18 protein-coding genes are annotated in these 23933 nt (G+C 68.1%); 6 read left to right on the top strand and 12 right to left on the bottom strand.

Going from position 1 to position 23933, the window contains the following annotated elements:
• The first annotated feature begins 1 nt into the window (after position 1).
• The 3 genes from QTI51_RS16665 to QTI51_RS16675 are packed head-to-tail and all read left to right on the top strand — an operon-like array spanning position 2 to position 2075.
• Positions 2 to 1036 carry an alginate O-acetyltransferase AlgX-related protein gene (locus tag QTI51_RS16665; RefSeq protein WP_116909171.1) on the top strand — a complete coding sequence of 345 codons (1035 nt, stop codon included), beginning with the start codon at positions 2 to 4 and terminating at the stop codon, positions 1034 to 1036.
• A 39-nt stretch (positions 1037 to 1075) separates the two neighbouring features.
• A complete protein-coding gene (gene zapD / locus QTI51_RS16670; protein WP_116909172.1) occupies positions 1076 to 1831 on the top strand; it encodes a cell division protein ZapD in 756 nt (251 codons plus the stop codon).
• 34 nt (positions 1832 to 1865) lie between these two features.
• On the top strand, positions 1866 to 2075 hold the full coding sequence (locus tag QTI51_RS16675) for a DNA gyrase inhibitor YacG (RefSeq protein WP_116909173.1): 210 nt from the start codon (positions 1866 to 1868) through the stop codon (positions 2073 to 2075).
• 46 nt (positions 2076 to 2121) lie between these two features.
• On the opposite strand, the gene QTI51_RS16680 is transcribed toward QTI51_RS16675, so the two are convergent.
• Genes QTI51_RS16680 through secA form a run of 7 tightly spaced genes read right to left on the bottom strand, consistent with a single transcriptional unit; the run spans position 2122 to position 13492 of the window.
• Positions 2122 to 4107 (bottom strand): acyltransferase family protein, encoded by a 1986-nt coding sequence (locus tag QTI51_RS16680; RefSeq protein WP_116909174.1) that lies wholly within the window; start codon positions 4105 to 4107, stop codon positions 2122 to 2124.
• Between the two features lie 18 nt (positions 4108 to 4125).
• Positions 4126 to 6093, bottom strand: a complete 1968-nt coding sequence (locus QTI51_RS16685) for an acyltransferase family protein (RefSeq protein WP_132748757.1) — start codon at positions 6091 to 6093, stop codon at positions 4126 to 4128.
• Between the two features lie 17 nt (positions 6094 to 6110).
• On the bottom strand, positions 6111 to 8084 hold the full coding sequence (locus tag QTI51_RS16690; protein ID WP_116909175.1) for an acyltransferase family protein: 1974 nt from the start codon (positions 8082 to 8084) through the stop codon (positions 6111 to 6113).
• A 7-nt stretch (positions 8085 to 8091) separates the two neighbouring features.
• On the bottom strand, positions 8092 to 8550 hold the full coding sequence (locus QTI51_RS16695; protein ID WP_116909176.1) for an NUDIX domain-containing protein: 459 nt from the start codon (positions 8548 to 8550) through the stop codon (positions 8092 to 8094).
• Positions 8547 to 9455: an ATP-binding protein gene (locus QTI51_RS16700; RefSeq protein WP_116909177.1), complete on the bottom strand. Its 909-nt coding sequence runs from the start codon at positions 9453 to 9455 to the stop codon at positions 8547 to 8549. Before QTI51_RS16700 ends, QTI51_RS16695 begins: the two co-directional genes overlap by 4 nt.
• On the bottom strand, positions 9452 to 10681 hold the full coding sequence (gene argJ, locus QTI51_RS16705) for a bifunctional glutamate N-acetyltransferase/amino-acid acetyltransferase ArgJ (protein ID WP_116909178.1): 1230 nt from the start codon (positions 10679 to 10681) through the stop codon (positions 9452 to 9454). The genes QTI51_RS16700 and argJ overlap by 4 nt, the downstream gene beginning before the upstream one ends.
• A gap of 27 nt (positions 10682 to 10708) precedes the next feature.
• Positions 10709 to 13492: a preprotein translocase subunit SecA gene (gene secA, locus QTI51_RS16710; protein WP_116909179.1), complete on the bottom strand. Its 2784-nt coding sequence runs from the start codon at positions 13490 to 13492 to the stop codon at positions 10709 to 10711.
• A 182-nt stretch (positions 13493 to 13674) separates the two neighbouring features.
• Between secA and QTI51_RS16715 the strand changes: the two genes are divergently transcribed.
• Together QTI51_RS16715 and QTI51_RS16720 are read left to right on the top strand one after the other, a co-directional pair.
• Positions 13675 to 13986, top strand: coding sequence for a hypothetical protein (locus tag QTI51_RS16715; RefSeq protein WP_116909180.1), 312 nt, complete (start codon positions 13675 to 13677; stop codon positions 13984 to 13986).
• A 50-nt stretch (positions 13987 to 14036) separates the two neighbouring features.
• Complete coding sequence (locus QTI51_RS16720; RefSeq protein ID WP_116909181.1) at positions 14037 to 15059, top strand: ornithine cyclodeaminase family protein; 1023 nt, start codon at positions 14037 to 14039, stop codon at positions 15057 to 15059.
• A gap of 38 nt (positions 15060 to 15097) precedes the next feature.
• Here QTI51_RS16720 and QTI51_RS16725 read toward each other — a convergent pair whose 3' ends face one another.
• Entirely contained in the window at positions 15098 to 16240 is a 1143-nt protein-coding gene (locus QTI51_RS16725; RefSeq protein ID WP_116909182.1) for a threonine synthase, read from the bottom strand.
• A gap of 123 nt (positions 16241 to 16363) precedes the next feature.
• On the opposite strand from QTI51_RS16725, the gene QTI51_RS16730 reads away from it, so the two are divergent.
• Complete coding sequence (locus tag QTI51_RS16730) at positions 16364 to 16990, top strand: helix-turn-helix transcriptional regulator (RefSeq protein ID WP_116909183.1); 627 nt, start codon at positions 16364 to 16366, stop codon at positions 16988 to 16990.
• A 54-nt stretch (positions 16991 to 17044) separates the two neighbouring features.
• Here the strand turns inward: QTI51_RS16730 and QTI51_RS16735 are convergent, their stop codons facing one another.
• From QTI51_RS16735 to QTI51_RS16750, 4 genes are all read right to left on the bottom strand, one after another.
• Entirely contained in the window at positions 17045 to 18208 is a 1164-nt protein-coding gene (locus tag QTI51_RS16735) for a threonine synthase (protein WP_286516136.1), read from the bottom strand.
• A gap of 251 nt (positions 18209 to 18459) precedes the next feature.
• On the bottom strand, positions 18460 to 19116 hold the full coding sequence (locus QTI51_RS16740; protein WP_116909184.1) for a PA4824 family protein: 657 nt from the start codon (positions 19114 to 19116) through the stop codon (positions 18460 to 18462).
• A 149-nt stretch (positions 19117 to 19265) separates the two neighbouring features.
• Positions 19266 to 20312, bottom strand: a complete 1047-nt coding sequence (locus QTI51_RS16745; RefSeq protein ID WP_116909185.1) for a response regulator — start codon at positions 20310 to 20312, stop codon at positions 19266 to 19268.
• Entirely contained in the window at positions 20309 to 23920 is a 3612-nt protein-coding gene (locus QTI51_RS16750; RefSeq protein ID WP_116909186.1) for an ATP-binding protein, read from the bottom strand. The genes QTI51_RS16745 and QTI51_RS16750 overlap by 4 nt, the downstream gene beginning before the upstream one ends.
• Between the last annotated feature and the right edge of the window lie 13 nt (positions 23921 to 23933).

Below are 23933 nucleotides of genomic sequence, written 5' to 3' on the forward strand. Positions count from 1 at the left end.
CATGGAAGACACGAAATCGGCCAGGACCTGGCTTGGCATCTTCGCGGTGGGTTTCCTGGTGTGCTGCGCCCTGCTCGTCGTGAGCTTGTTCACGCCCATTCCCTATGGCGACCTGACCCGCATCGGCCGCATCTCGGAGCGCGAATTCGGCTGGCACGCGCCGCCGCCGCCCATTCCGGACGCGGACGTCAAGACCTGGCCCATCAAAGAATCGGACATCCTGGTCATCGGCGACAGCTTCTCGGTGCGCTACGCCTGGCAGGCCTCGCTCGTGGGCGCGGGCTACAAGGTGACCACCACGCACTGGGACAACCTCGACAGCACGGTGTGCGACGACTTCTCGGGCTGGCTCCAGAAGTCCGGCTTCAAGGGCAAGGTCGTGATCGTCGAGAGCATCGAGCGCCTGCTGCAGGAGCGCATCGAAAAGTCCGAGACGTGCGCGACCATGAAGCACGCCTTCAAGCCCACGCCGCCGCCGTTCGAGAACCCGGCCAGGCCCGCTCCCGGCTTCCAGCTCAACTGGGACGCCGAACTGCTCAGCGGCTGGCTGACCTTCGTGAACACACGCGGGATCATGGCCTCCGACAGCTGGTCGAACAAGCCGGAACGCTGGGGCCAGCTGATCGACGCGCGCAAGGTGCCCGACGGCTGCAAGCAGTTCAGCCATCGCGCCTGCGACAAGCTGCTGATGACCGCCGAGGACCGCCTCAAGCCGGCGCTGACGGCCGAATCCGCGCGGTTCATGAAGCGTTTCGAAAGCAACGCCGCGCCCTACAAGGTCGTATGGATGGTGGTGCCGAACAAGAGCACCGTGTATTTGCAACAAAACCATGCCGATGCGTTCAGGGCCGAGTTCAACCCGCAAAATATCGGACCGGACCTGTTCGAGCTTGCCGAACAGAACCGCTACAAGGTCATGGACCTCTTCCCCGCCAACGAGACACATGTGTCAACCCGGGGTTACATTCTTTTCGGTCAGCGTATGCTGGAGGCTGTGCGCCAGGTACTGCCAGCACCGGCCGCCAAATCACAATGAGCGCAATGCGCTCGCCCCTGACGTGAAAAAACGAGACGCGTGATCCTCTACGAGTACCCCTTCAACGAGCGCATCCGCACCTACCTGCGGCTGGAGCACCTGTTTCGCCGGCTCGGCGAGCTGGTGCCCTCTGAATCGCCGCTGTCCCACCACTACGCCCTCATCACGATCTTCGAGATCATGGACGTCGCCGCCCGCGCCGACCTGAAGGCCGACGTGCTGCGCGACCTGGACAAGCACAAGAACGTCTTCAACAGCTACCGGGGCAATCCGGCCATCGCCGAGACCGTGCTCGACCAAGTCGTCGGCCAGCTCGAGCGCAACTTCACCACGCTGAACGGCGTGGCGGGCAAGGCCGGCCAGGCGTTGACCGAGAACGAGTGGCTCATGAGCATCCGCAGCCGCGCCGGCATTCCGGGCGGCACCTGCGAGTTCGACCTGCCGGCCTACTACGCCTGGCAGCACCGCCCCGCGCCGAGCCGCCGTGCCGACCTGGAGCGCTGGTCGAACACCCTGTCGCCGCTGGCCTCGTCGATCTACCTGCTGCTCAAGCTGCTGCGCGACGCCGACGTACCCTACAAGGTGATCGCCACCCACGGCCAGTTCCAGCAGAACCTGCCCCAGGGCCGCAGCTTCCAGTTGCTGCGCCTGCGCATCGACCCCCGGCTGGGGTTGATTCCCGAAATCAGCGGCAACCGTCTCATGGTGTCCGTGCGCCTCATGCGCCACGACAAGGACGACCGCCTGCACCAAAGCTCGGACGACGCGCCCTTCGAGCTGACCCTCTGCGCATGAGCGCGGCGCCAGGCCGCCCCACGAAGGTATTGCAATGAGCAAGTTGAACGCGAAGGGCGAGCGCATCGTGCGCTGCCCCACCTGCGGCGGCGACAGCATCTACGCCCCGAGCAACGCCTACCGGCCGTTCTGCAGCGCACGCTGCAAGGGCGTCGACCTGGGGGCCTGGGCCAGCGAAGAATTCCGCATGCCGGCCGAAGCGCCGCCCGACGACAACCCGTTCGGCGACCCCAAGATCCAATAAGACCGGCGAGACCTGCGGCCTCGGGCCTCTTTCCAGAGGCGCCGTGTTACTTGCCGCTCGCTTCCTGGTCCAGCAACGCCGGGTCGATGTAGGTCGCGAAACTGCGCGCGTACCGCGGGCGCAGATGGCCGATGTCCTTGTACGCGGGCGACCCGTCGTCCGGCATGCTGCGCAGGCACTGGCCGTCGGCGCACAGGCTGTCGAAAGGCGCGATCACCTGCGCCCCGTTGGCCTCGGCCACCTGCCTGAGCCGCGCGTTGAACTGCGCCTGGTCCGCCGGCATCGGCGCCTTCAGCTGGCCGCTGGCGGCCGTCATGCCGCCGAGCCGGCTGCCCTGGATCTGCATGAGCGGATCGAAGTCCATGCCCACCGGATTGCCCAGCACCAAGTAGACCTTCTTGTGCGCCGACAGCCGCTTCAGCACCTCGCCCAGCGACTTGAGCGACAGGTCGATGCCGTCGCCGCCGAGGAAGGGGTGCACGGCCTTCTTGTCGTCCACGAAGTAGTTCACCGTGGGGCCGGCGCCGGTGAAGTAGCAGCTCCAGCAGGCACCGATCACCACCGAATCGACTTCCGGCTTGAGCGCCAGCTCGAGCACCGCCGCGCGGCGCTCGTCGCAACCGGTGTCGCTGCCGCTGAACAGGCCCGGCACCGGCGGGCAGGAGCCCCGGGTCGCGAAATAGGCCGTGCGCGCCTTGTCGGGCTGCGTGCGCAGCAGCTCGAGCGCGCGCGGCGCGTACTGCTCGACGTGGCTGTCGCCGATCAGCAGCACGTTGTGCTTGCCGTTGCCGGCGCGGTAGACGAACTGCCCGCCCAGCGCCGACTCCTCGAAGCCCGCGTAGTAGTTGTCCTCGCGCGTGGCGTCGGCCACCGCCTGCAGGGCCGGGCTGTCGTTGCGCGGCAGCGGCGTGCCCAGGAACACCAGCACGCCGGCCACCGCCAGCGCCGCGCCGCCGCCGGCCAGGCCGCGCAGCATGCCCTGCGACAGGTGCAGCTTCACGAAGCGTTCGAGAAAGCGGTAGGTGGCCCACGCCAGCACGACGGACGCCACCACCATCGCGATGCGCACCTGCAGCGAAGGCTCGCCGCCCGCCACGATGCGCGCGTAGGACAGCAGCGGCCAGTGCCACAGGTACAGCGGATAGCTGATCAGGCCGATCCACACCATCACCCGGTTCGACAGCAGGTACTTGTTGAGCACGCCGTTCGGCCCCGCCGCGATGCAGCTCACCGCGCCCAGCACCGGCAGCAACGCCCACCAGCCTGGAAACGCCTTGGTGCTGCGCGTCATGAACAGGCCCAGCACGATCAGGCCCATGCCGACGACGGACTGCAGGTGCTTCGTCCAGGGTTGTGATGCAGATGAATCCGCCGCGCCCGCCGGCGCGCTCATCGCCTGCAGCCGCATCGCCGCCAGCAGGCCGCCGGCCATCAGCTCCCACGCCCGCGACAGCGGCGAGTAGAAGGCCGCCGCGCGGTGCGGCTGCACCGTGAGCACGTTGACCAGGAACGAGGCGATGGCCACCGCCAGCGTCACCCGCAGGATCGGCCAGCGCTTGCGCCAGGCCAGGCCCAGCAGCAGCGGCCAGAAGATGTAGAACTGTTCCTCGATGCCCAGCGACCACAGGTGCAGCAGCGGCTTGGTTTCGGCGCTGGCGTCGAAGTAGCCGGCCTCGCCCAGGAACACCAGGTTGGCGAAGAACGCCGCCCCGCCGGTCGTCTGCTTGCCGAGCTGAGAAAACTCGCCGGGCAGCAGCACGTACCAGCCGAAGGCCAGCGTGGCCAGCAGCACCAGCACCAGCGCCGGAAAAATCCGCCGGATGCGCCGCGCATAGAAGTCGCGGTAGCTGAAGTCGCCCGCGGCCAGGCTCTGCAGAAGAATGGTCGTGATCAGGAAGCCCGAGATCACGAAGAAGATGTCGACCCCGATGAAGCCGCCCGGCAGCAGGCTCGGAAAGGCGTGGTACGTCAGCACCGAGCCCACCGCGATCGCGCGCAGGCCGTCGATGTCCGGGCGGTATTTGGGGTGCATCGTTCGCTTCGGGGGCGCTCAGCGCGCCGGTTGTTGCGCGGCGCGCAAGGTGCGGTCGAAGTAGCTCGCCTCTTCCCGCGTGTAGCGCGGACGCAGGTGGTTGGCGTCCTTGTAGGCGGGCGCCCCGTCGGGCATCGTACGCAGGCACTGGTCGTCCCTGCACAGCGCCGCCACCGCGTCGATAGGCTCGGCCCCGCTCGCCTCTGCGATGGCGCGCAGCCGCTCGTTGAGTTGCTTCTGGCCAGGCGGCAGCAGGGTCGTCGGGGTCGAGGTTGTCGCGTCCATGTGCGTCAGGCGGCCGCCTTCAATCAGGTGCTTGGGCTCGAACTCCGGCCCGCCGGGGTTGTCGAGCAGGAGGTAGACCTTCTTTTGGCGCGCCAGTTCGCGCAGCATGAATTCCAGCGAGGCCAGCGAGCGCTCGATGCCGTCGCCGTTCTGGAACGGATGAACCTGCTTGTCGGCGCCGCGGAAGTAGTACTCGAGCGCACCATGGTCGACGAAGTAGCAGTTCCAGCAGCTGCCGATCACCACCGAGTCGACCTCGGGACGCATCGCGTAGGCCAGCATGGCGTCGCGCTGCTCGGAGCAGCCCACGTTCTTGTCCGCCTGCACGCCCGGCACCGTCGGACATGCGCCCCGGGTCACGAACCAGGCCGACTTGTCTTTGTCCAGCATCAACGTGCGGGCCATTTCCAGCGCGCGCGGGGCGTACTGCTGCATGTGGCTGTCGCCCAGGAACAGCACCCGCTTGGGCCCGTCGCCGACCTTGTAGGCCACCTGGTCGCCGATCATCTCGCGCTTGAATCCGCCGTAGTAGTCGGCGTCGAACGTGGCGTTGGCCACGACCTGCAGCCTGGCGCCGTTGTGGCGCGGCTCCAGCACGCCGAAGAAGATCACGGCGCCCAGGGCCGCCAGCAACGCCATCCCGGCGCCCAGCGCCTTGAGCGTGCCCGGACCGGGACGGTTCCGCGCATGGCGCTCGACGAAGCGGTACGTGGCCCACGCGAGCAGCACGCTGGCCACCAGCGCGCCGGCACGGTGCGCGAACGATGGGTTCAGGTTCAGCGGGTCGTCCTCCAGGATGCGCACGAACGCCAGCAACGGCCAATGCCACAGGTACAGCGGATAGCTGATGAGCCCGATCCACACCATCACCCGGTTCGACAGCAGGTACTTGTTCAGCACGCCGTTCGGGCCGGCGGCGATGCAGCTCACCGCACCCAGCGTGGGCAGCAGCGCCCACCAGCCGGGGAAAGCCTTGTTGCTGCGGATCATGACCAGCCCGAGCACGATCAGCCCCACGCCCAGCACCGATTGCACATGACTGCGCCACACGTTGGGTGCCGGCGCCTTCAGCCGCATGCACGCCAGGATGCCGCCCACCATCAGCTCCCAGAAGCGCGAGGCCGGCGAATAGAACGAGGCCGCTGGCAGCGGGTGCACGGTGGTCACGTTGACGAGGAAAGAAATGACGGCCACCGCCAGCACCACGCGCACGATGGGCCAGCGCTTGCGCCAGGCCAGCCCCAGCAGCAGCGGCCAGAAGATGTAGAACTGTTCCTCGATGCCCAGAGACCACAGGTGCAGCAGCGGCTTGGTCTCCGCGGCCGTGTCGAAGTACCCCGACTCGCCCCAGAACACCAGGTTGGCGACAAAAGCCGCCCCGCCCACGGTCTGCTTGCCGAGCTCGGCGAACTCGTCGGACAGCAGCATGTACCAGCCGACGAGCAGCGTGATCAGCAGCACCACGATCAGCGCCGGAAAGATGCGCCGGATGCGCCGCGCATAGAAGTCGCGGTAGCTGAAATCGCCCGCCGCGAGGCTCTGCAAAATGATGGTCGTGATCAGGAAGCCCGAGATCACGAAGAAGATGTCGACCCCGACGAAACCACCCAGCAGCGCCTTCGGGAACGCGTGGTACAGCACCACGGAGCCCACCGCGATCGCGCGCAGGCCGTCGATGTCCGGACGGTACTTGGGGTGCATCGTTCGCGTAGGTGCGCTCAGCGCGCTGGCTGCGGCGCGGCGGTGGCCGGGGCCGTGCGCACCGTGCGGTCGAAGTAGCTGCCCTCTTCCCGCGTGAAGCGCGGGCGCAGGTGGTCGGCGTCCTTGTACGCGGGCGCGCCGTCGGGCAGCGTGCGCAGGCACTGGCCATCCTTGCACAGCACGGCCATCGCGTCGATGGGCTCGGCGCCGGCCGCTTCGGCGATGGCGCGCAGCCGGTCGTTCAGCTGCTTCTGGTCGGCCGCCAGTGGCGCGGTCGGCGTCGTCGCCAGCGCTTCCATGTGGGTGAGGCGACTGCCCTCGATCAGGTGCTTGGGCTCGAACGCCGCACCGGCCGGGTTGTCCAGCAGCAGGTAGACCTTCTTGTGGCGCGCCAATTCGCGCAGCGTGTACTCCAGCGAGGCCAGCGAGCGCTCGATGCCGTCGCCGTTCTGGAACGGGTGCACCTTGTTGTCGGCGTCGCGGAAGTAGTACGCCAGCGCGCCCTGGCCGACGAAGTAGCAGTTCCAGCAGCCGCCGATCACCACCGAGTCGACCTGCGGTCCCAGCGCGTAGGCCAGCATGGCGTCCCGCCGCTCGGCGCAGCCGATGTTCTTGTCCGCGTGCACGCCGGGCACGGCCGGGCATGCGCCCTGGGTCGCGAACCAGGCCGACTTGTCCGGCATGGCCAGGGTGCGCGCCAGCTCCATCACGCGCGGCGCGTACTGCTGGATGTGGCTGTCGCCCAGGAACAGCACCCGCTTCGGGCCGCCGCCGACCTTGTAGATCAGCTGTTCGCCGATCTGGTCGAGCTTGTAGCCTTCGTAGTAGCCGGCGTCCAGCGTGGCGTTGGCCACGACCTGCAGCCGTGCGCTGCTGTTGCGCGGCTCGGGCACGCCGAAGAAGATCGCGGTGCCGGCAACGGCCACCAGCACCATGCCCCCGCCCAGCAGCTTGAGCGTGCCGGCGCCGAGGCGATTCCTGGCGAAGCGCTCCACGAATCGGTAGGTGCCCCACGCCAGCAGCACGCTCGCCACCATCGCGCAGGCGCGGTACACCGGCGACGGGTGCAGCGGGTCGGCCTCCAGGATGCGCACGAACGCCAGCAACGGCCAATGCCACAGGTACAGCGGATAGCTGATGAGCCCGACCCACACCATCACCCGGTTCGACAGCAGGTACTTGTTCAGCACGCCGTTCGGCCCGGCGGCAATGCAGCTCACCGCACCCAGCGTGGGCAGCAGCGCCCACCAGCCGGGGAAGGCCTTGCTGCTGCGGATCATGACCAGCCCGAGCACGATCAACCCCACGCCCAGCACCGATTGCACATGGCTGCGCCACGCGTTGGGTGCCGGCGGCTTCAGCCGCATGCACGCCAGGATGCCGCCCACCATCAGCTCCCAAAAGCGCGAGGCCGGCGAATAGAACGAGGCTGCCGGCAGCGGGTGCACGGTGGTCACGTTGACGAGGAAAGAAATGACCGCCACCGCCAGCACCACGCGCACGATCGGCCAGCGCTTGCGCCAGGCCAGCCCCAGCAGCAGCGGCCAGAAGATGTAGAACTGCTCCTCGATGCCCAGCGACCAAAGATGCAGCAGCGGCTTGGTCTCCGCGGCCGTGTCGAAGTACCCCGACTCGCCCCAGAACACCAGGTTGGCGACAAAGGCCGCCCCGCCCACGGTCTGCTTGCCGAGCTCGGCGAACTCGTCGGACAGCAGCATGTACCAGCCGACCAGCAGCGTGGTCAGCAGCACCACGATCAACGCCGGAAAGATGCGCCGGATGCGCCGCGCATAGAAGTCGCGGTAGCTGAAATCGCCCGCCGCGAGGCTCTGCAAAATAATGGTCGTGATCAGGAAGCCCGAGATCACGAAGAAGATGTCGACCCCGACGAAACCACCCAGCAGCGCCTTCGGGAACGCGTGGTACAGCACCACGGAGCCCACCGCGATCGCGCGCAGGCCGTCGATGTCCGGACGGTACTTGGGGTGCATCAGTCGGTCAGCGGGACGGCGCGATGTCCGGAGTAACGACGGGCGGCGCCACGAACGGCAGCCCGCGCTCCTCGCACAGCCACTGCAGCACCGGGAACGCGCCCGGCAGCACCGGGTTCACGTCCAGCGGCAGTTGCTGCCACGCCATCTGCTGGCCTTCGCGCATCTCGAATTCGCCGCTCCACGCCGTCACCTTGCACCAGTGCAGGCGCACCAGCGCATGCGGGTAGTCGTGCTCGGTGACCTTCCAGACCTCGGCGCCCTCGATGGTGATGCCGAGCTCTTCGTGCAGCTCGCGCCGCAGGGCCTCTTCAACCGTTTCGCCCGCCTCGATCTTGCCGCCGGGAAACTCCCAGAAGCCCGCATAGGCCTTGCCTTCGGGCCGGGTCGACAGCAGCAGCGCGTCGTCGGCCAGGCGAATCAGCACGCCGACCGCGACCTCCGTGTGCTTGCGAGGCTCGCTCACGCGGCGCCCTGCCCGGCACCGAGGCCCGCATCGTTCCCCGCACGCCCCGCGTAGTCGCGCGCGAACTGGTAGGCCACGCGCCCGCTGCGCGAGCCGCGCTCCAGCGCCCACACCAGCGCCTCGGGCCGCGCGGCCTCGACGGCGGCCGGCGTCACGCCGAACGACGACAGCCACTGGGCCACGATCGTCAGGTATTCGTTCTGGCTGAAGGGGTAGAAGCTCACCCAGAGGCCGAAGCGCTCCGACAGCGAGATCTTTTCCTCGATCACCTCGCCGGGGTGGACTTCGCCGTCCTCGGTGTGGGTGTACGAGAGGTTGTCCTTCATGTACTCGGGCAGCAGGTGGCGCCGGTTGCTGGTCGCGTAGATCAGCACATTGGGCGTGGACGCCGCGATCGATCCGTCGAGGATCGACTTCAGCGCCTTGTAGCCCGGCTCGCCCTCGTCGAAGCTCAGGTCGTCGCTGAACACGATGAATTTCTCGGGCCGCTGCGACACCACCTCGACGATGTCGGGCAGGTCGACCAGCTCGGCCTTGTCCACCTCGATCAGGCGCAGGCCCTGCGGCGCGTAGGTCTGCAGGCAGGCGCGAATGAGCGACGACTTGCCCGTGCCGCGCGCGCCGGTCAGCAGCACGTTGTTGGCCGGCTTGCCCTCGACGAACTGCTGCGTGTTGCGCGCGATCTTTTCCTTCTGGACGTCGATTTCCTTCAGCGAATCGAGCGACATCGCGGCCACGTGCTTCACCGGCTCGAGCACGCCGTGGCCCGAGTTGCGGCGGCGGTAGCGCCAGGCGATGGATGCGTTCCAGTCGGCGGGCGCGGACAGCGGCTGCGGAAGAACCGATTCGATGCGGGTTATGAGCTGCTCGGCGCGCTCGATCAGTTTCTGGAACTGCTCGTTCATGACCGGTAGTCGGCGTTGATGGTCACGTAGTCGTGGCTCAGGTCGCAGGTCCACACGGTTTCGCTGGCGCTGCCGCGGCCGAGGCCGATGCGCACCGTGATCTCGCTCTGCTTCATCACGCGCTGGCCGTCTTCCTCGCGGTAGGCCGGATTGCGCCCGCCCTTCACCGCCACGTGCACGTCGTCCAGGAACAGGTCGATGCCGGTCTGGTCGAGGTCGTCGATGCCCGCATAGCCCACCGCCGCCAGGATGCGGCCCAGGTTCGGGTCGCTGGCGAAAAACGCCGTCTTCACCAGCGGCGAATGCGCCACGGCATAGCCCACCTGCTTGCACTCGGCGGCGTTCTTGCCGCCTTCGACCTGGATGGTGATGAACTTGGTCGCGCCTTCGCCGTCGCGCACGATGGCCTGCGCCAGCAGGCGCGCCACGTTCTGCATGGCCGCCACCAGCGCCTGGCCGTCGGCCGAGTCGAGCGAGGTGATGGTGGCGTGCGACGCCTTCTGCGTGGCGATGACCACGAAGGAGTCGTTGGTCGAGGTGTCGCCGTCGATGGTCACGCGGTTGAACGAGCCATCGGCCAGCAGCTTGGCCAGCGGCTGGATCAGCGACGGGTCGATCTTCGCGTCGGTGGCCATGAAGCCCAGCATGGTCGCCATGTTCGGGCGGATCATGCCGGCGCCCTTGCTGATGCCGGTGATGGTGACCGTGGCACCGCCGAGCTGCACCTGCTGGCTGAACGCCTTGGGGATGGTGTCGGTGGTCATGATGCCCTCGGCCGCGCGCGCCCAGTGGCTTTCCGATGCGTCGGCCAGCGCGGCCGGCAGGCCCGCCTCGATGCGGTCCACGGGCAGCGGCTCCATGATCACGCCGGTGGAGAACGGCAGGATCTGCTCGGGCGCGATGTCCAGGTGGCGCGCCAGCGCGATGCAGGTGGAGCGCGTGCGCATCAGGCCGTCTTCGCCGGTGCCGGCATTGGCGTTGCCGGTGTTGATCACCATCGCGCGAATGCCGAAGTTCGCGGCCAGGTGGTCGCGGCAGACCTGCACCGGCGCGGCGCAAAAGCGGTTCTGCGTGAACACGCCGCCGACCGCCGAGCCTTCGTCGATCAGCACGACCGTCAGGTCCTTGCGATTGGCCTTGCGCACGCCGGCTTCGGCCACGCCGATACGGACGCCGGGCACCGCGAACAAGGCGGCGGGATCAGGGGCGGACAGGTTCACAGGCATGGGAGTTCTCTTCGGAAGTTGGGTGGGTCAGCTGAGCTTGCCGTGGCACTGCTTGAATTTCTTGCCACTGCCGCAAGGGCACGGATCGTTGCGCCCGACACGGCCGAAGGCCGCGGCCTCGGCGCTGATGACGCCCGCGGCGGCGGCCGCGCGGCGCTGGCTTTCCTCGTCGACGCGCACCTCGACCTCGCCGGTCTCGGTGGGGGCGCTGTAGGTGATGTTGGCCACGTTCTCGCCACGGCTTTCCAGCGCTTCGGCGGCTTCCTCGAGCTGTTCGCCCGACTGCACGCGCACCGTCATCAACTGGCGCGTGACCTCGTTCTTGACCGAGTCGAGCAGCTGGCCGAAGAGCTCGAAGGCTTCGCGCTTGTATTCCTGCTTGGGCTGCTTCTGCGCATAGCCGCGCAGGTGGATGCCCTGGCGCAGGTAGTCGAGCGAGGCCAGGTGTTCGCGCCAGTGGGTGTCGATGCTCTGCAGCAGCACCATGCGCTCGAACTGGGTGAAGTTCTCCTGGCCGATCAGCGCCACCTTGGCGTCGAAGGTCTCGTTGGCGTGTTGCAGCACCTTCTCGACGATGTCGTCGTCGGCAATGGCGTCGGCGGCTTCCACTTCCTTCTTGAGCGGCATGTCGATGCCCCACTCGTTGAAGAGGCTCTTCTCCAGGCCGTCCAGGTCCCACTGCTCCTCGACCGATTCCCTGGGCACGTACTGGCGCACCAGGTCGCCGAAGCAGCCTTCGCGCAGGCCCGCGATCTGCGCCGTGAGGTCGCCCGCGTCGAGGATGTCGTTGCGCTGCTGGTAGATCACCTTGCGCTGGTCGTTCGACACGTCGTCGTACTCGAGCAGCTGCTTGCGGATGTCGAAGTTGCGCGCCTCGACCTTGCGCTGCGCGCTCTCGATGCTGCGCGTGACGATGCCGGCTTCGATGGCCTCGCCGTCGGGCATCTTCAGGCGGTCCATGATCGCCTTCACGCGGTCGCCCGCGAAGATGCGCATCAGCGGATCGTCCAGGCTCAGGTAGAAGCGCGACGACCCCGGGTCGCCCTGGCGGCCCGAACGGCCGCGCAGCTGGTTGTCGATGCGGCGCGACTCGTGGCGCTCGGTCGCGATGATGCGCAGGCCGCCCAGCGACTTCACGAACTCGTGGTCCTTGGCCCATTCGGCGCGAACCAGGGCAATGTCGGCTTCCTTGGCGGCGTCGTCGCGGCCTTCGTCGTTCTCGATGGCCTCGATCATCTTCTCGATGTTGCCGCCCAGCACGATGTCGGTACCGCGACCGGCCATGTTGGTCGCGATGGTGATCATCTTCGTGCGGCCGGCCTGCGCCACGATGTCGGCTTCGCGGGCGTGCTGCTTGGCGTTGAGCACCTGGTGCGGCAGGTCGGCCTTGGTGAGCAGCGCGTCGATGATTTCGGAGTTCTCGATGGACGAGGTGCCCACCAGCACCGGCTGGCCGCGCTCGTAGCATTCGCGGATGTCCTGGATGGCCGCCTCGTACTTCTCGCGCGTCGTCTTGTAGACGCGGTCGAGCTGGTCGTCGCGCTTGCTGATGCGGTTCGGCGGAATGATCATGGTCTCCAGACCATAGATTTCCTGGAACTCGTAGGCCTCGGTGTCGGCCGTGCCGGTCATGCCGGCCAGCTTGCCGTACAGGCGGAAGTAGTTCTGGAAGGTGATCGAGGCCATCGTCTGGTTCTCGGCCTGGATCTCCACGCCTTCCTTGGCTTCCACGGCCTGGTGCAGGCCGTCGCTCCAGCGGCGGCCCGTCATCAGGCGGCCTGTGAACTCGTCGACGATGACCACTTCGCCCTGCTGCACCACGTAGCTCTGGTCGCGGTGGTAGAGGTGGCGGGCCCGCAGCGCTGCATTCAGGTGATGCATCAGCGTGATGTTGGCCGGGTCGTACAGCGAAGCGCCCTCGGGCAGCAGCTTGAACTCGCCCAGGATGCGCTCGGCGTTCTCGTGGCCGTCTTCGGTCAGGAACACCTGGTGGGTTTTTTCGTCGACCGTGAAGTCGCCGGGCACCGTGACGCCTTCGCCGGTGCGCGGGTCGGCTTCGCCTTCCTGCTTGGTCAGCAGGGGCACCACCTTGTTGATGGCCAGGTAGAGGTCGGTGTGGTCTTCGGCCTGGCCGCTGATGATCAGCGGCGTGCGGGCTTCGTCGATCAGGATGGAGTCGACCTCGTCGACGATGGCGTAGTTCAGCGCGCGCTGCACCCGGTCGCCCGGCTCGTACACCATGTTGTCGCGCAGGTAGTCGAAGCCGTACTCGTTGTTGGTGCCGTACGTGATGTCGCTGCCGTAGGCGGCCTGCTTTTCCTCGCGTGGCATCTGCGGCAGGTTGATGCCCACCGTGAGACCCAGGAAGTTGTAGAGGCGGCCCATCCAGGTCGCGTCGCGGTTGGCCAGGTAGTCGTTCACCGTGACCACGTGCACGCCCTTGCCGGACAGCGCGTTCAGGTACACCGGCAGCGTAGCGGTCAGGGTCTTGCCTTCGCCGGTGCGCATTTCGGAGATCTTGCCGTTGTGCAGCGCCATGCCGCCCAGGAGCTGTACGTCGAAATGCCGCATCTTCATGATGCGCTTGGAGCCTTCGCGCACGGTGGCGAAGGCTTCGGGCAGCAGAGCGTCCAGGGTTTCGCCCTTGGCGATGCGGTCCTTGAACTCCTGCGTCTTGGCGCGCAGCCCGTCGTCGCTGAGCTTCTCGAACTCGGGTTCGAGCGCATTGATGCGTTCCACCGTCTTGCGATACTGCTTGAGCAGCCGATCGTTGCGACTGCCGAAAATCTGGGTCAGGAAGTTGGTTGCCATGGGTGGAGATGGGCGGGCACCTGAGACGACAGGCACTGCGACCGGATTCCCTAAGATATGGTGAAAGCAGTTGGGCGCGCCCTCTTCAAAAACAAGTTTTGAAAGCGAGCAGCCTTTTTTCCGGCGCGAACGCCGGCAAACCGGGCATTTTAGCTGTCTTGTTTCTAACCCCTGGATTACCCATGTATCGCCGCACGCCCCCCCCGATTTCGCTGCAGCAGGCAGCGGAAGGCTCGCCCACCCTGGGCAGCCTGATGGCGCGTGCCCGCGACACCGCGGAGCGGCTGAAAGCCGTGGAAGGGCTCATTCCCCCGGCCATGCGCGCGGCCATCCTGCCCGGCCCGGCCGAGGGCGACGTGTGGTGCCTGCTGGTGAAGGGCAGTGCCGCGGCCGCCAAGCTGCGCCAGCTGTCGCCGATGCTGGTGACCCGGCTGAAGAACAAGGGCTGGGACGTGGCAACGATCCGCATCAAGCTGTACACCGGGGGCCGCTGAAGCCGAAGGTTGTCTTTGATTTTTCGTCTGGACTTGGATAATATTTCCAGATGACATCATCTCCACGGCCCACCGACACTCCTGCTGACGCCCCTGCTGACGCCCCTGCCGACGCCACGCTCCTGCTGCTCGACAAGCACCAGGTCGACGCCCTCCTCTCCCCCGACGACGTGTTGCAGGCCGTGCGCGAGGCCTTCGTGCTGCACAGCGACCGCGAGGGCCGCGTGTTCCCGGTCGTGCGCGAGCCGCTGAAGACCGGCGGCGTGTTCGGCATCAAGTCGGGCGACGTGCAGGCGCAGGGCCTGCTCGGCTTCAAGGCCGCCGGCTTCTGGCCCGCCAACCGGCAGCGCGGCGGCGAGCCTCACCAGGCGACCATCCTGCTGATCGACCCCGCCACCGGCCGCCCGCTGTGCGTCATCGACGGCAACACCGTGACCACCGTGCGCACGGGTGCCGCGGGCGCCCTCGGCCTGCGGCAGCTCGCGCGGCCCGGCAGCACGCGGCTGTGCCTGTTCGGCACGGGCGTGCAGGCGCGCATCCAGCTCGACTTCGCGCTGCGGCTGGTGCCGACGCTGAACGAGGTGCTGTACGTGAGCGCGAATGGCCAGCGCAACACCGACTTCGAGGCGCAGTTCGCCAACCGCTGCACCATCGCGCCCGCGCCGGAGCGCAATGCCGCGGTCGCGCAGAGCGACATCGTGATCACCGCCACTCCCGGCGGCGGCGCGCTCTTCGCGCTGGAGGCCGTGCAACCCGGCACGCACCTGAACTGCGTGGGCGCCGACACCAAGGGCAAGCGCGAACTGCCCGATGGCCTGCTGTCGCGCGCCCGCCTGGTGGTGGACGACCGCACGCAGGCGCAGCAGATCGGCGAGACCCAGTGGGCGACCGACACGCCGAGCCTCGAACTCGGCGACCTGCTGAGCGGCAAGGCGCCCTTCGAGCGAGCCCCGGGCGACATCACCGTGTTCGACATGACCGGCCTCGCGCTTCAGGACCTGACCGTTGCGCGCCGGCTTCACGCGCGGGCAACGGAAACCGGCACGGGCACACGCATCGCGTGGCCCTGGTAAATAGAAAAGAATAGAAAAGAAAAAAAGACGAGGGCCGCTCAGGCGGCGCCGAACAGCTCCGTCATGAACTGCGTCGACTTCAGTCCCGTGCCCGTCAGCAGGACCACCGTGGTCTCGGTTGGCCGGATGTCCCCGCGCTGCGCCAGCACGTCGATCGCCGCCGCGGCGGACGCGGAAGTCGGCTCGGCGTAGAACCCGCTCGCGGCGAGCCGCTGCACCGCCGCCTTGATCTGCGCTTCGGTCAGCGCCACCGTCTTGCCGTCGGTCTCGCGCAGCGCCTGCAAGATTTCCCGCAGCCGCACCGGCCGCTTGATCGCCGTGCCTTCGGCGATGGTCGGCTGCACGGCGCGCTCCACCAGCGTGTCCACGCCGGCCGTGAAGCTCGCGTCGATCGGCGAGCAATTCAGCGGCTGCGCCACGAAGATGCGCGGCAGCTTGCTGATCTGCCCCGCCGCCAGCAGCTCCTTGAAGCCGATCCAGCAACCGAGCACGTTGCTGCCCGCGCCGGTCGGGATCACCACGTTGTCGGGCGCCACGAAGCCCAGGTCTTCCCACAGCTCGTAGGCCAGCGTCTTCGTGCCCTGCAGAAAGAACGGGTGCCAGTTGTGGCTCGCATAGAAGATCGACGCCGACTGGCGCACCGCCTCGTACTCGGACTCCTCGCGCGGCCCGGGCACCAGTTGCACCTCGGCGCCGAAGGCCCGGATCTGCGCCACCTTGGGCGCTGGCGTGTAGCTGGGCGCCAGCACCTTCACGCGCATGCCCGCCGCCGCACCGGCCGCCGCAATGGCCGCGCCGCCGTTGCCCGAGCTGTCTTCGAGCACCGCATCGACGCCGATCTGGCGCAGGAAGGACATCATCACGGCCGCGCCGCGGTCCTTGAAGCTGCAGGTCGGGTTGAACCACTCCAGCTTGAAGTAGGGCTCCATGCCGCCCCAGCGCTTCTGCACCAGCGGCGTGCAACCCTCGCCCATGCTCGCGGGCCGCTCGATGGCCACGGGCAGCGCCGCGCGGTAACGCCACAGCGAGCGCGTGCGCGAATCGATGTCGTCGCGGCCGATGCCGGGCAGCGGCGTGACCAGCATCGGGTTGCCGTCGTCCGAGCGCCAGCGGCGCTCGGAGAGTTCGTGGTGCCTGCCGGTGCGGGGATCGACGTAGCGGGCGCGTTCTTGTTGGGTCATGTCGCGGCTCCTGGATGAATCTGACGAAGTTGGATGAATTTGTGCAGATTTGGATAATACATCCAACACTAGACTTTTTGTACATTTTGGATACTTCGTCCAGAGCTGGATACATTGGGCGGCATGAAAAAGCAGTCGAACAAGCACGTCCTGGAAACGCTGCGCCACCTGGCCGAGGGCCTGGGCGAAACCTTCGCGCCCTTTTGCGAGGTGGTGGTGCACGACCTGAGCAACCCGAAGAACGCCATCTATGCCATCGAGAACAGCTTGAGCGGCCGCGAGGTCGGCCAGTCGGTCACGGAGCTGGGCCTGGCGCGCATCCGCGACCCCGAATTTCCCGCCGTGATCGCCAACTACGCCAACACCTTTCCCGACGGGCGCAAGGTCAAGAGCACCTCCATCGGCGTGAAGGACGAGGGCGGCGAGTACGTGGCCGCGCTGTGCCTGAACGTCGACCTCACGCTGTTCCAGAGCTTCCAGGGCGCGATCTCGCAGTTCACGCGCATCGACGACAAGGAGGTGCACGAGCACCTGGAGGCGGGCGGCGCCCACTCGGAGCGCATCCACGCGCGCATCGACGAGTTCGCGGCCACGCGCGCCACCACCTCGCGCTCGCTCAAGCCGGCCGACCGCAAGCAGCTGGTGCAGGAACTGAAGAAGGCCGGATTGCTCGAGGTGCGCCGCGGCGCCGAGATTGCGGCGGCGCACATGGGCGTGTCGCGCGCCACCGTGTACAGCGACGCCAAGTAAGGCCGGGCAGGCCGATCGCCGGGCAGGCGCTCGCCAGTCAGCCGGCAGAAAGGATCAGCGGTCGGGCCAGGTCGGGTCGCTTGCCGCGTTTGCGGTCAGCATCAGCACCACATGGTCATCGGGCGCGATGGCATTGCTCTCGCGCAATTGCCCCAGCGCCGCCAGGCCGCCGGCCGCGCACAGCTCGGCACTGACACCGGCCGCGGTGAGCAGCCCCCGCGCCTCGCGCGCCTGGTCGTCGTTCACCACCACCGCGCCACCGCCCGTCGCGGTGGCGGCCTGCCACTGCAGGTAGGTCACGGTCGCGCCCGCGGTGGAAAACTGCGCGGTGTGGCCCGGGTAGCTGCCGTTGATGGCGCCGCCCGCGAACACGCGCGACAGCCTCGGGAACGGCTCCACCAGCCACAACTTGGGTAGTCGCGTGATGCGCCCGGCGGCCAGCAGGTCGCGAAATCCCGCGTAGATGCCCCAGGCCAGGTCGCCGCGCGCGGTGGGAATCACGATGTGGTCGGGCAGGCCGCCCTGCGTCATGCACTCGAGCGCGACGGGCTTGTAGCCCTCGATGGCCAGCGGCGCGCTGCCCAGCGCGGGCAGCCGGTAGTTGCTGAGCGCGAAGTAGCCGGGGTGCTGCGAGCGCTCGCGCACGAAGGCCCAGCGGCCCGCGTTGTCGGCGAACACGTAGCGCCGCGCGCCCAAGGCGTCGAGCTGGCGCGTGTACGTGGCGGGCATGCCTTCGTAGGTGGCCACCTCGCAGCCCAGGCCCGCGGCCCAGGCGTAGTGCGCCGCCGACACCGCGGCGTTGCCCGACGAGGCCAGCACCAGCGTGTGGGCGTCGAAGTCGAGCGCCTGCGACACGCCCATTGCCGTCATGCGGTCCTTGTGCGAGCCGGTCGGGTTGCACGACTCGTCCTTCAACGCCAGCCGCGCCACGCCGAACTTTTGCGCCAACTGGGGCATGTCGTGAAGGGGTGTCTGCCCTTCACCGAGCGTGAAGGGCGCCGTGTAGGGCATGGGCATGCCATGCGCGCTGTGCGCCTCGCCGTCAGCGTCGCCTTCGGGCAGGTAGCTGGCGCGCAAGGCCACGTGGAAGCCCGCGCGCCGGCAGGCCGGGCAGCCGTCGTGCGCCAGCGTCACCGGGTAGAGCGCATCGCAGCGCAGGCACTGCAGCCCGCGAAGCCGCGGGTTGCGCTGCGGCTTGGACGTTCGGTCCCTCACCATGCCCAAGGGATTTCCGGAGGGGTGCGCGAGGAAATCCGCTGGAGGAACGGCGAACTTGAAGTCCAGAACGGGCGATGTCGTCACGGTGTTGTTGGAAGTTGTGCCCAAATCTTATGCAAATGGAAATAAAAGTCAGCAGGGTCGACCGCCCTGCCGACAAAAAAACCAGTCCGTGGAACGCACGCCACGCTATCTGCGGCGCCACTGAAGCTTTACCTCGAAGTTTTTGCTCGAAGCTTTACTTTGAAGCCTTACTTCCAGCTGAACTCGTGGTTCAGCCCGACCACGAAGCCGCGCACCCCTTGCGGCCCGGTGCGCGAGGTGCTCACGTCCACGCTGATCAGCGGCGTGAGGCTGAAGCGCCCGCCCACGCGCGAGGTCCATACGTTGGATGCACGGTTGCGCTCGGCAATCAGCGACACGGTGTCGTTCAGCGCCCACTCGATGGCCGCGCCCTTGCGCGAGGTGCGCGCGCCGGTGCCGTTGGCCCAGTCGGCGCCGAGGTTGGCGTGCACCTGCAGGCTGTCGAATGGCCGCCAGGTGACCGGCACGACGAACTGCCCGCCCGCCCTGCCGCCGCGCTTCAGGTCGAACACCGCGCCCATCGACACGGCGGCGCTGAAGGGCGCGTCGGGCGCCTGGCCGTAGAAGTTCCACTTGAGCTGCGGCCCGCCCGTGACCGTGTGCACGCCGGCCACAGACGTGCGGTCGAAGTTCAGCCCCAGCTCGACCGGCCCGACGCGGCAGGCGGGTCCGAAGTGAAAACCGGTGACAGGCTCCACGCCCGTGCGGCCCCACCAGGTTTCGTACTGGCACTGGCCGGGGTCCAGCGTGCTGGCGTCGTCGACGTCGAAGTGGCCCGCCGCGTGCGCCCCCGCGGCGAGCAACAGGCAGCAAGCCGCGAGCATTCCGCCCGCGCATGGCGGTCGGATGGTTGTCGTGTGCCTGTTGTTGTTCATCGCGCGCGTCCCGGGGGCCCTCGAAACATTCTAGGGACGCGGAAAGTCGGCGCCATGACGCTGCCGGCCCCCGGCGGGCCGCCGCGCCGCATGCGCCTTCAGATCTCGAACTGCGGCTGCAATTCGCGGATGCGCTTGATGGCCACGCCGGCCGCGGCGGTGCGCGTTTCCACGCCCAGCTTCACGTACACCCGCTCCAGGTGCTTCTTGGCCGTGGCCGGGCTGCTGCCCAGGATCTCGCCGATGTCCTTGTTGGTCTTGCCCTTGACCACCCAGTACAGCACCTCGGCCTCGCGCGCCGTGAGCTTCAGGCTCAGGCTCATCGCCTCGATCACGCCGGTGTCGGACACCTCGCGCATGATGATCATCCACTCGTCGCCGTCGTCGTCGCTGCTGGTCTGCTGGTGCAGCCGCAAGGTGAGGCTGCCGGCGCCCTGCGCAATGGAGAGCGCCGGCGGCTCGATGCCGCGCTGGCGCGCATCGGGCGTGTGCTTGCGCAGCCACTCGAGCACGGCGGGTGGGGTTTCGGGAGCGCGCGTTTCGCAGTAGCGCTGCAGCAGGTCGCGCGCCAGCGCCGTCTGCCAGATCAACCGGCCCTCGGGCAGCCGCACGGTGATGCTCGCGTAGCCGAAGGCGTCGAGCGCGTTGCGCGCCTGGCCGGCCTGGCGCGCGTCCTGCCGCGCGCGGCGCGCGCCCTGCAGGTGCACGTTCATGCGTGCCAGCACTTCCTTGGGCTTGATGGGCTTGGTGACGTAGTCGACACCGCCGGCCTCCAGCGCCGCGACCAGGTGCTCGGTTTCGGTGAGCCCCGTCATGAACACGATGGGGATGTGCGCCGTGGCCGCATCGGCCTTCAGCCGGCGCGCCACCTCGAAGCCGTCGATGCCCGGCATCATCGCGTCGAGCAGTACGATGTCGGGCCGCGCCTGCGCCGCGCGCTGCAGCGCCTGCTCGCCGTTGGTGGCGATGAGCACCGTGTAGCCCGACTCGTCGAGCGCGTCGTGCAGCACGGCCAGGTTGTCGGGCACGTCGTCGACGATCAGCACCAGGTCGCTGTTGGCGCCCTGCTGCTCGCGCAGCGTGCGCGCCAGGGGCGAGGGGTTGACGACGTGCGGATCGATGGCGTGGGGAGGCGTCTGTGTCATGCGGCGCTTTCAACGGCTTCGGCGAGCGCGCGGCTCATGGCTTCGAACTGGAACTGGCGCGCCAGCACGCGCTGCGTTTCGCTCCAGCCCGCGCATTCGGGCTGCGCCGCGTCGATGGCGTCGAGCTGGTTCATGATGCCGCGAAAGTAGCCCAGGCTCACCGCTTCTTCCAGCGCGCGCAGGCGTGCCAGCGTAGGCGCCTGCAACGTGCGCGGGGCCACCGGCACGGCCTTGGCGGCGGTGTCGGTCCACTGCAGGCCGAGCCGGCGTCCGAGCCAGTCGAGCAGTTCGCTGTGCCTCACCGGCTTGACGAAGAAATCTTCCGGCGCAATGGCCACGTCGTTGTCCAGCCCCTTGTCGAAGGCATTGGCCGACACGATGGCCACCGCGGCCTCGGTCAGCCCGAGCTTGCGCGCGCGGCGAATGGTTTCCCAGCCGTCGATGCCCGGCATCGCAAGGTCGACGAACATCGCGTCGGGCCGGTAGCCGGCGGCAATCAGGTCCAGCGCGTCGTGCCCGCTGGCCGCGCTGCGCAGCTCGAAGCCCAGCGGCGCGAGCACGTGGCCCAGCAGGTCGCGGTCGGCCTCCTCGTTGTCGACCACCAGCAGGCGGCGGCGCGGGCCTTCGTAGCCGCGCCGCGTGCGCTGGGCCGGCGCCGGCCGCGCGGCGCCGAGCACCGTGTCGTGCACGCGCGGCAAGAACAGCCGCACGCAGAAGAGCGAGCCCACGCCCGGCGTGCTGCTGACCTTCATCTCGCCGCCCATCAGGTCGGTCAGCATCTTGGCGATGGTCAGGCCGAGCCCCGCGCCCGGCGCAGCCGACGCGCCCGCCGAATTGCCACGCGCAAAGGGCTCGAAGATGCGTGCTATGTCCTCGGCCGGCATGCCCGGCCCGGTGTCCTCGATTTCCACCGACGCGAACTCGCGCGCATACGCCAGCCGCAGCGTGACCTGCCCCGCCGCCGTGAACTTGATCGCGTTGCCCAGCAGGTTGATGAGGATCTGCAGCACCCGTTTCTCGTCCGCGCGCACCACCTCGGGCAGCGAGCCGGCCGCCTCGAAGCGAAACTGCAGCCCCTTCTCCGCCGCCTGCAGCTCGAACATGTCGGCCAGCTCGCGCAGCGTGTCGGCGAAGCGCATCGGCTGCGCGTGCAGCGTGAGCTTGCCGGCCTCGATGTGCGCGATGGCCAGCGTGCCCTCGATGAGCGACAGCAGGTGCTCGCCGCCGCGCTTGATGACGGCCACGGCCTGCTGCCGGTGCGGCGGCACCGAGTGGTCTTCGCCCATGAGCTGCGCGTAGCCCAGGATGCTGTTGAGCGGCGTGCGCAGCTCGTGGCTGATGGCGCTGATGTAGCGGCTCTTGGCCTGGTTGGCCTGGTCGGCGGCCTGCTTGGCCTGCTCGGCCGCGAGCTTGGCGTGCTCCGCGATTTCGCGTGCCTCGTCGGCCGTCTGCTTGGCAGCCTGCAGGGCACGGTCGGTCTCGCGGTGCAGCTCAATCTCGCGCACCAGCAGGTGCGTCTGGCGGTTCGATTCTTCTTGCGCCACCTTGCGGCTCTGGTGCGCCAGCACCAGCCACCACGCCACGATGCCCGCGATGACCAGCAGCGCCATGTACGCCTTCAGGAAGCCCGAGCGCAGCGACAGCTTCTGCACCCCCGCCAGCGCCGCGGCCACGTCGGCTTGCGAGGCCAGCTCCAGCGCGCCCTCGCCGAAGGCGCGGAGCTCCTGCTGGTAGAGCACGCCGAACACCACCGCCAGCAGCGGCACGATGACCAGCATCAGCAGCAGGAAGTGGCCCAGCCCCGTGTCCAGGTAGCGCCAGCTGCGCCGGGGCAGCAGCCAGCGCAGCACCGCCGACCACTGCGACGACAGGCTCGCGTGCGGCTTGCACAGGTCGCCGCAGCGCGCGTCCAGCGTGCAGCACAGCGAGCAGATCGCGCCCTGGTAGGCCGGGCAGTGGGCCATGTCGGGGCCTTCGTACTCGCGCTCGCAGATCACGCAGTGCTGCACCTTCAGGCGCTGGTAGCTGCCGGTTTCCACCCGCGCCCAGCGCACCGCGCGCGGGCCTTCGGCGGGCGCGAAAGCCACCGCGCCGTGCGCCTCGTCGGAGCCGCGCGCCAGGTAGTACTTGCCGCCGGTGGCCCAGGCCAGGAGCGGCGAGGCCACCAGCGCCGTGCCCAGCGCGATGAGCGCCGAAAACGCCTGCGCCAGCGGCCCGAACACCCCCAGGTGCGCCGTGATCGACAGCACCGAGGCCAGCGCCATCGCGCCCACGCCCACCGGGTTGATGTCCCACAGGTGCGCGCGCTTGAACTCGATGCCCGGCGGCGACAGCCCCAGCGGCTTGTTGATGACCAGGTCGGCCACCACCGCCATCATCCAGGCGATGGCGATGTTGGCGAACAGGCCCAGCACGTCGCCCAGCGCCTCGAACACGTTCATCTCCATCAGCATGAAGGCGATGAGCGCGTTGAACACCACCCACACCACGCGCCCCGGGTGGCTGTGCGCCACGCGCGAGAAGAAGTTGCTCCACGCCAGCGAGCCGGCATAGGCGTTGGTCACGTTGATCTTCAGCTGCGAGATCACCACGAACAGCGCCGTGGCCGCCACCGCCCAGCCGTAGTTGGGAAACACGTATTCGTAGGCCGCCAGGTACATCTGGTTGGGGTCGACCGCGCGGTCGGCCGGCACCATGTGCGTGAGCGCCAGGTACGCCAGCAGCGCCCCGCCCAGCATCTTGCAGACTCCCAGCACCACCCAGCCCGGCCCGCCGGCCAGCACGCCGGCCCACCAGCGGCGCGCGGTGCCGGCGGTGCGCGCGGGCATGAAGCGCAGGTAGTCGGCCTGCTCGCCCATCTGCGTGATCAGCGCAATGCCGACCGTCAGGGCTGCGCCAAACAGGTGCAGATTGAAACCCTGCGTGCCGGCCCTGACACCGTTGTAGTGCGTAATGCCTGCAAACGCACCAGGATCGCGCACCAGCACATAGCCGAAGGGCACCACCAGCATCAGCAGCCACAGCGGCTGCGTCCACAACTGCAGCCGGCTGATGGCCGACACCCCGTGCGTGACCAGCGGAATCACCACCAGCGCGCACACCAGGTAGCCCCACACCGGCGGAATGCCCAGCGCCAGTTCCAGCGCATAGGCCATCACCGCCGCCTCGAGCGCGAAGAAGATGAAGGTGAAGCTCGCGTAGATCAGCGAGGTGAGCGTGGAGCCGATGTAGCCGAAGCCGGCGCCGCGCGTCAGCAGGTCCATGTCCACCCCGTAGCGCGCCGCGTACACGCTGATGGGCAGGCCCGCCAGGAAGATGATGAGCCCCGTTGCCAGGATCGCCCAGAACGCGTTGGCGAAGCCGTACTGCACCAGCAGCGTAGCGCCCACCGCTTCCAAAATCAGGAACGACGCCGCGCCGAAGGCCGTGTTGGCCACCCGCCATTCGGACCACTTGCGAAAGCGCTGCGGCGTGTAGCGCAGGGCGTAGTCCTCGAGCGTTTCGCTGGCCACCCAGCTGTTGTAGTCGCGCCGTACCTTGACGATGCGCTGCGGAGCGTCGTCGGGAGGAAGGGGCGGGGCGTCGGTACTCACACCGAAAAGGTGCATCTTTCATGCCACC

Origin of the sequence: Variovorax sp. J22G73 (genome assembly GCF_030317035.1) — a bacterium.
Taxonomy (GTDB): Bacteria; Pseudomonadota; Gammaproteobacteria; order Burkholderiales; family Burkholderiaceae_C; genus Variovorax.

Excerpts from the sequence above, each read along its gene's own strand:
- QTI51_RS16700 (WP_116909177.1), bottom strand. The coding sequence starts at position 9,455 with ATGAACGAGCAGTTCCAGAAACTGATCGAGCGCGCCGAGCAGCTCATA.
- QTI51_RS16720 (WP_116909181.1), top strand. The coding sequence starts at position 14,037 with ATGACATCATCTCCACGGCCCACCGACACTCCTGCTGACGCCCCTGCT.
- QTI51_RS16665 (WP_116909171.1), top strand. The coding sequence starts at position 2 with ATGGAAGACACGAAATCGGCCAGGACCTGGCTTGGCATCTTCGCGGTG.
- QTI51_RS16680 (WP_116909174.1), bottom strand. The coding sequence starts at position 4,107 with ATGCACCCCAAATACCGCCCGGACATCGACGGCCTGCGCGCGATCGCG.
- QTI51_RS16750 (WP_116909186.1), bottom strand. The coding sequence starts at position 23,920 with ATGCACCTTTTCGGTGTGAGTACCGACGCCCCGCCCCTTCCTCCCGAC.
- QTI51_RS16685 (WP_132748757.1), bottom strand. The coding sequence starts at position 6,093 with ATGCACCCCAAGTACCGTCCGGACATCGACGGCCTGCGCGCGATCGCG.
- QTI51_RS16745 (WP_116909185.1), bottom strand. The coding sequence starts at position 20,312 with ATGACACAGACGCCTCCCCACGCCATCGATCCGCACGTCGTCAACCCC.
- QTI51_RS16725 (WP_116909182.1), bottom strand. The coding sequence starts at position 16,240 with ATGACCCAACAAGAACGCGCCCGCTACGTCGATCCCCGCACCGGCAGG.
- QTI51_RS16690 (WP_116909175.1), bottom strand. The coding sequence starts at position 8,084 with ATGCACCCCAAGTACCGTCCGGACATCGACGGCCTGCGCGCGATCGCG.
- argJ (WP_116909178.1), bottom strand. The coding sequence starts at position 10,681 with ATGCCTGTGAACCTGTCCGCCCCTGATCCCGCCGCCTTGTTCGCGGTG.
- QTI51_RS16715 (WP_116909180.1), top strand. The coding sequence starts at position 13,675 with ATGTATCGCCGCACGCCCCCCCCGATTTCGCTGCAGCAGGCAGCGGAA.
- QTI51_RS16730 (WP_116909183.1), top strand. The coding sequence starts at position 16,364 with ATGAAAAAGCAGTCGAACAAGCACGTCCTGGAAACGCTGCGCCACCTG.
- QTI51_RS16740 (WP_116909184.1), bottom strand. The coding sequence starts at position 19,116 with ATGCTCGCGGCTTGCTGCCTGTTGCTCGCCGCGGGGGCGCACGCGGCG.
- secA (WP_116909179.1), bottom strand. The coding sequence starts at position 13,492 with ATGGCAACCAACTTCCTGACCCAGATTTTCGGCAGTCGCAACGATCGG.
- QTI51_RS16735 (WP_286516136.1), bottom strand. The coding sequence starts at position 18,208 with ATGGTGAGGGACCGAACGTCCAAGCCGCAGCGCAACCCGCGGCTTCGC.
- QTI51_RS16675 (WP_116909173.1), top strand. The coding sequence starts at position 1,866 with ATGAGCAAGTTGAACGCGAAGGGCGAGCGCATCGTGCGCTGCCCCACC.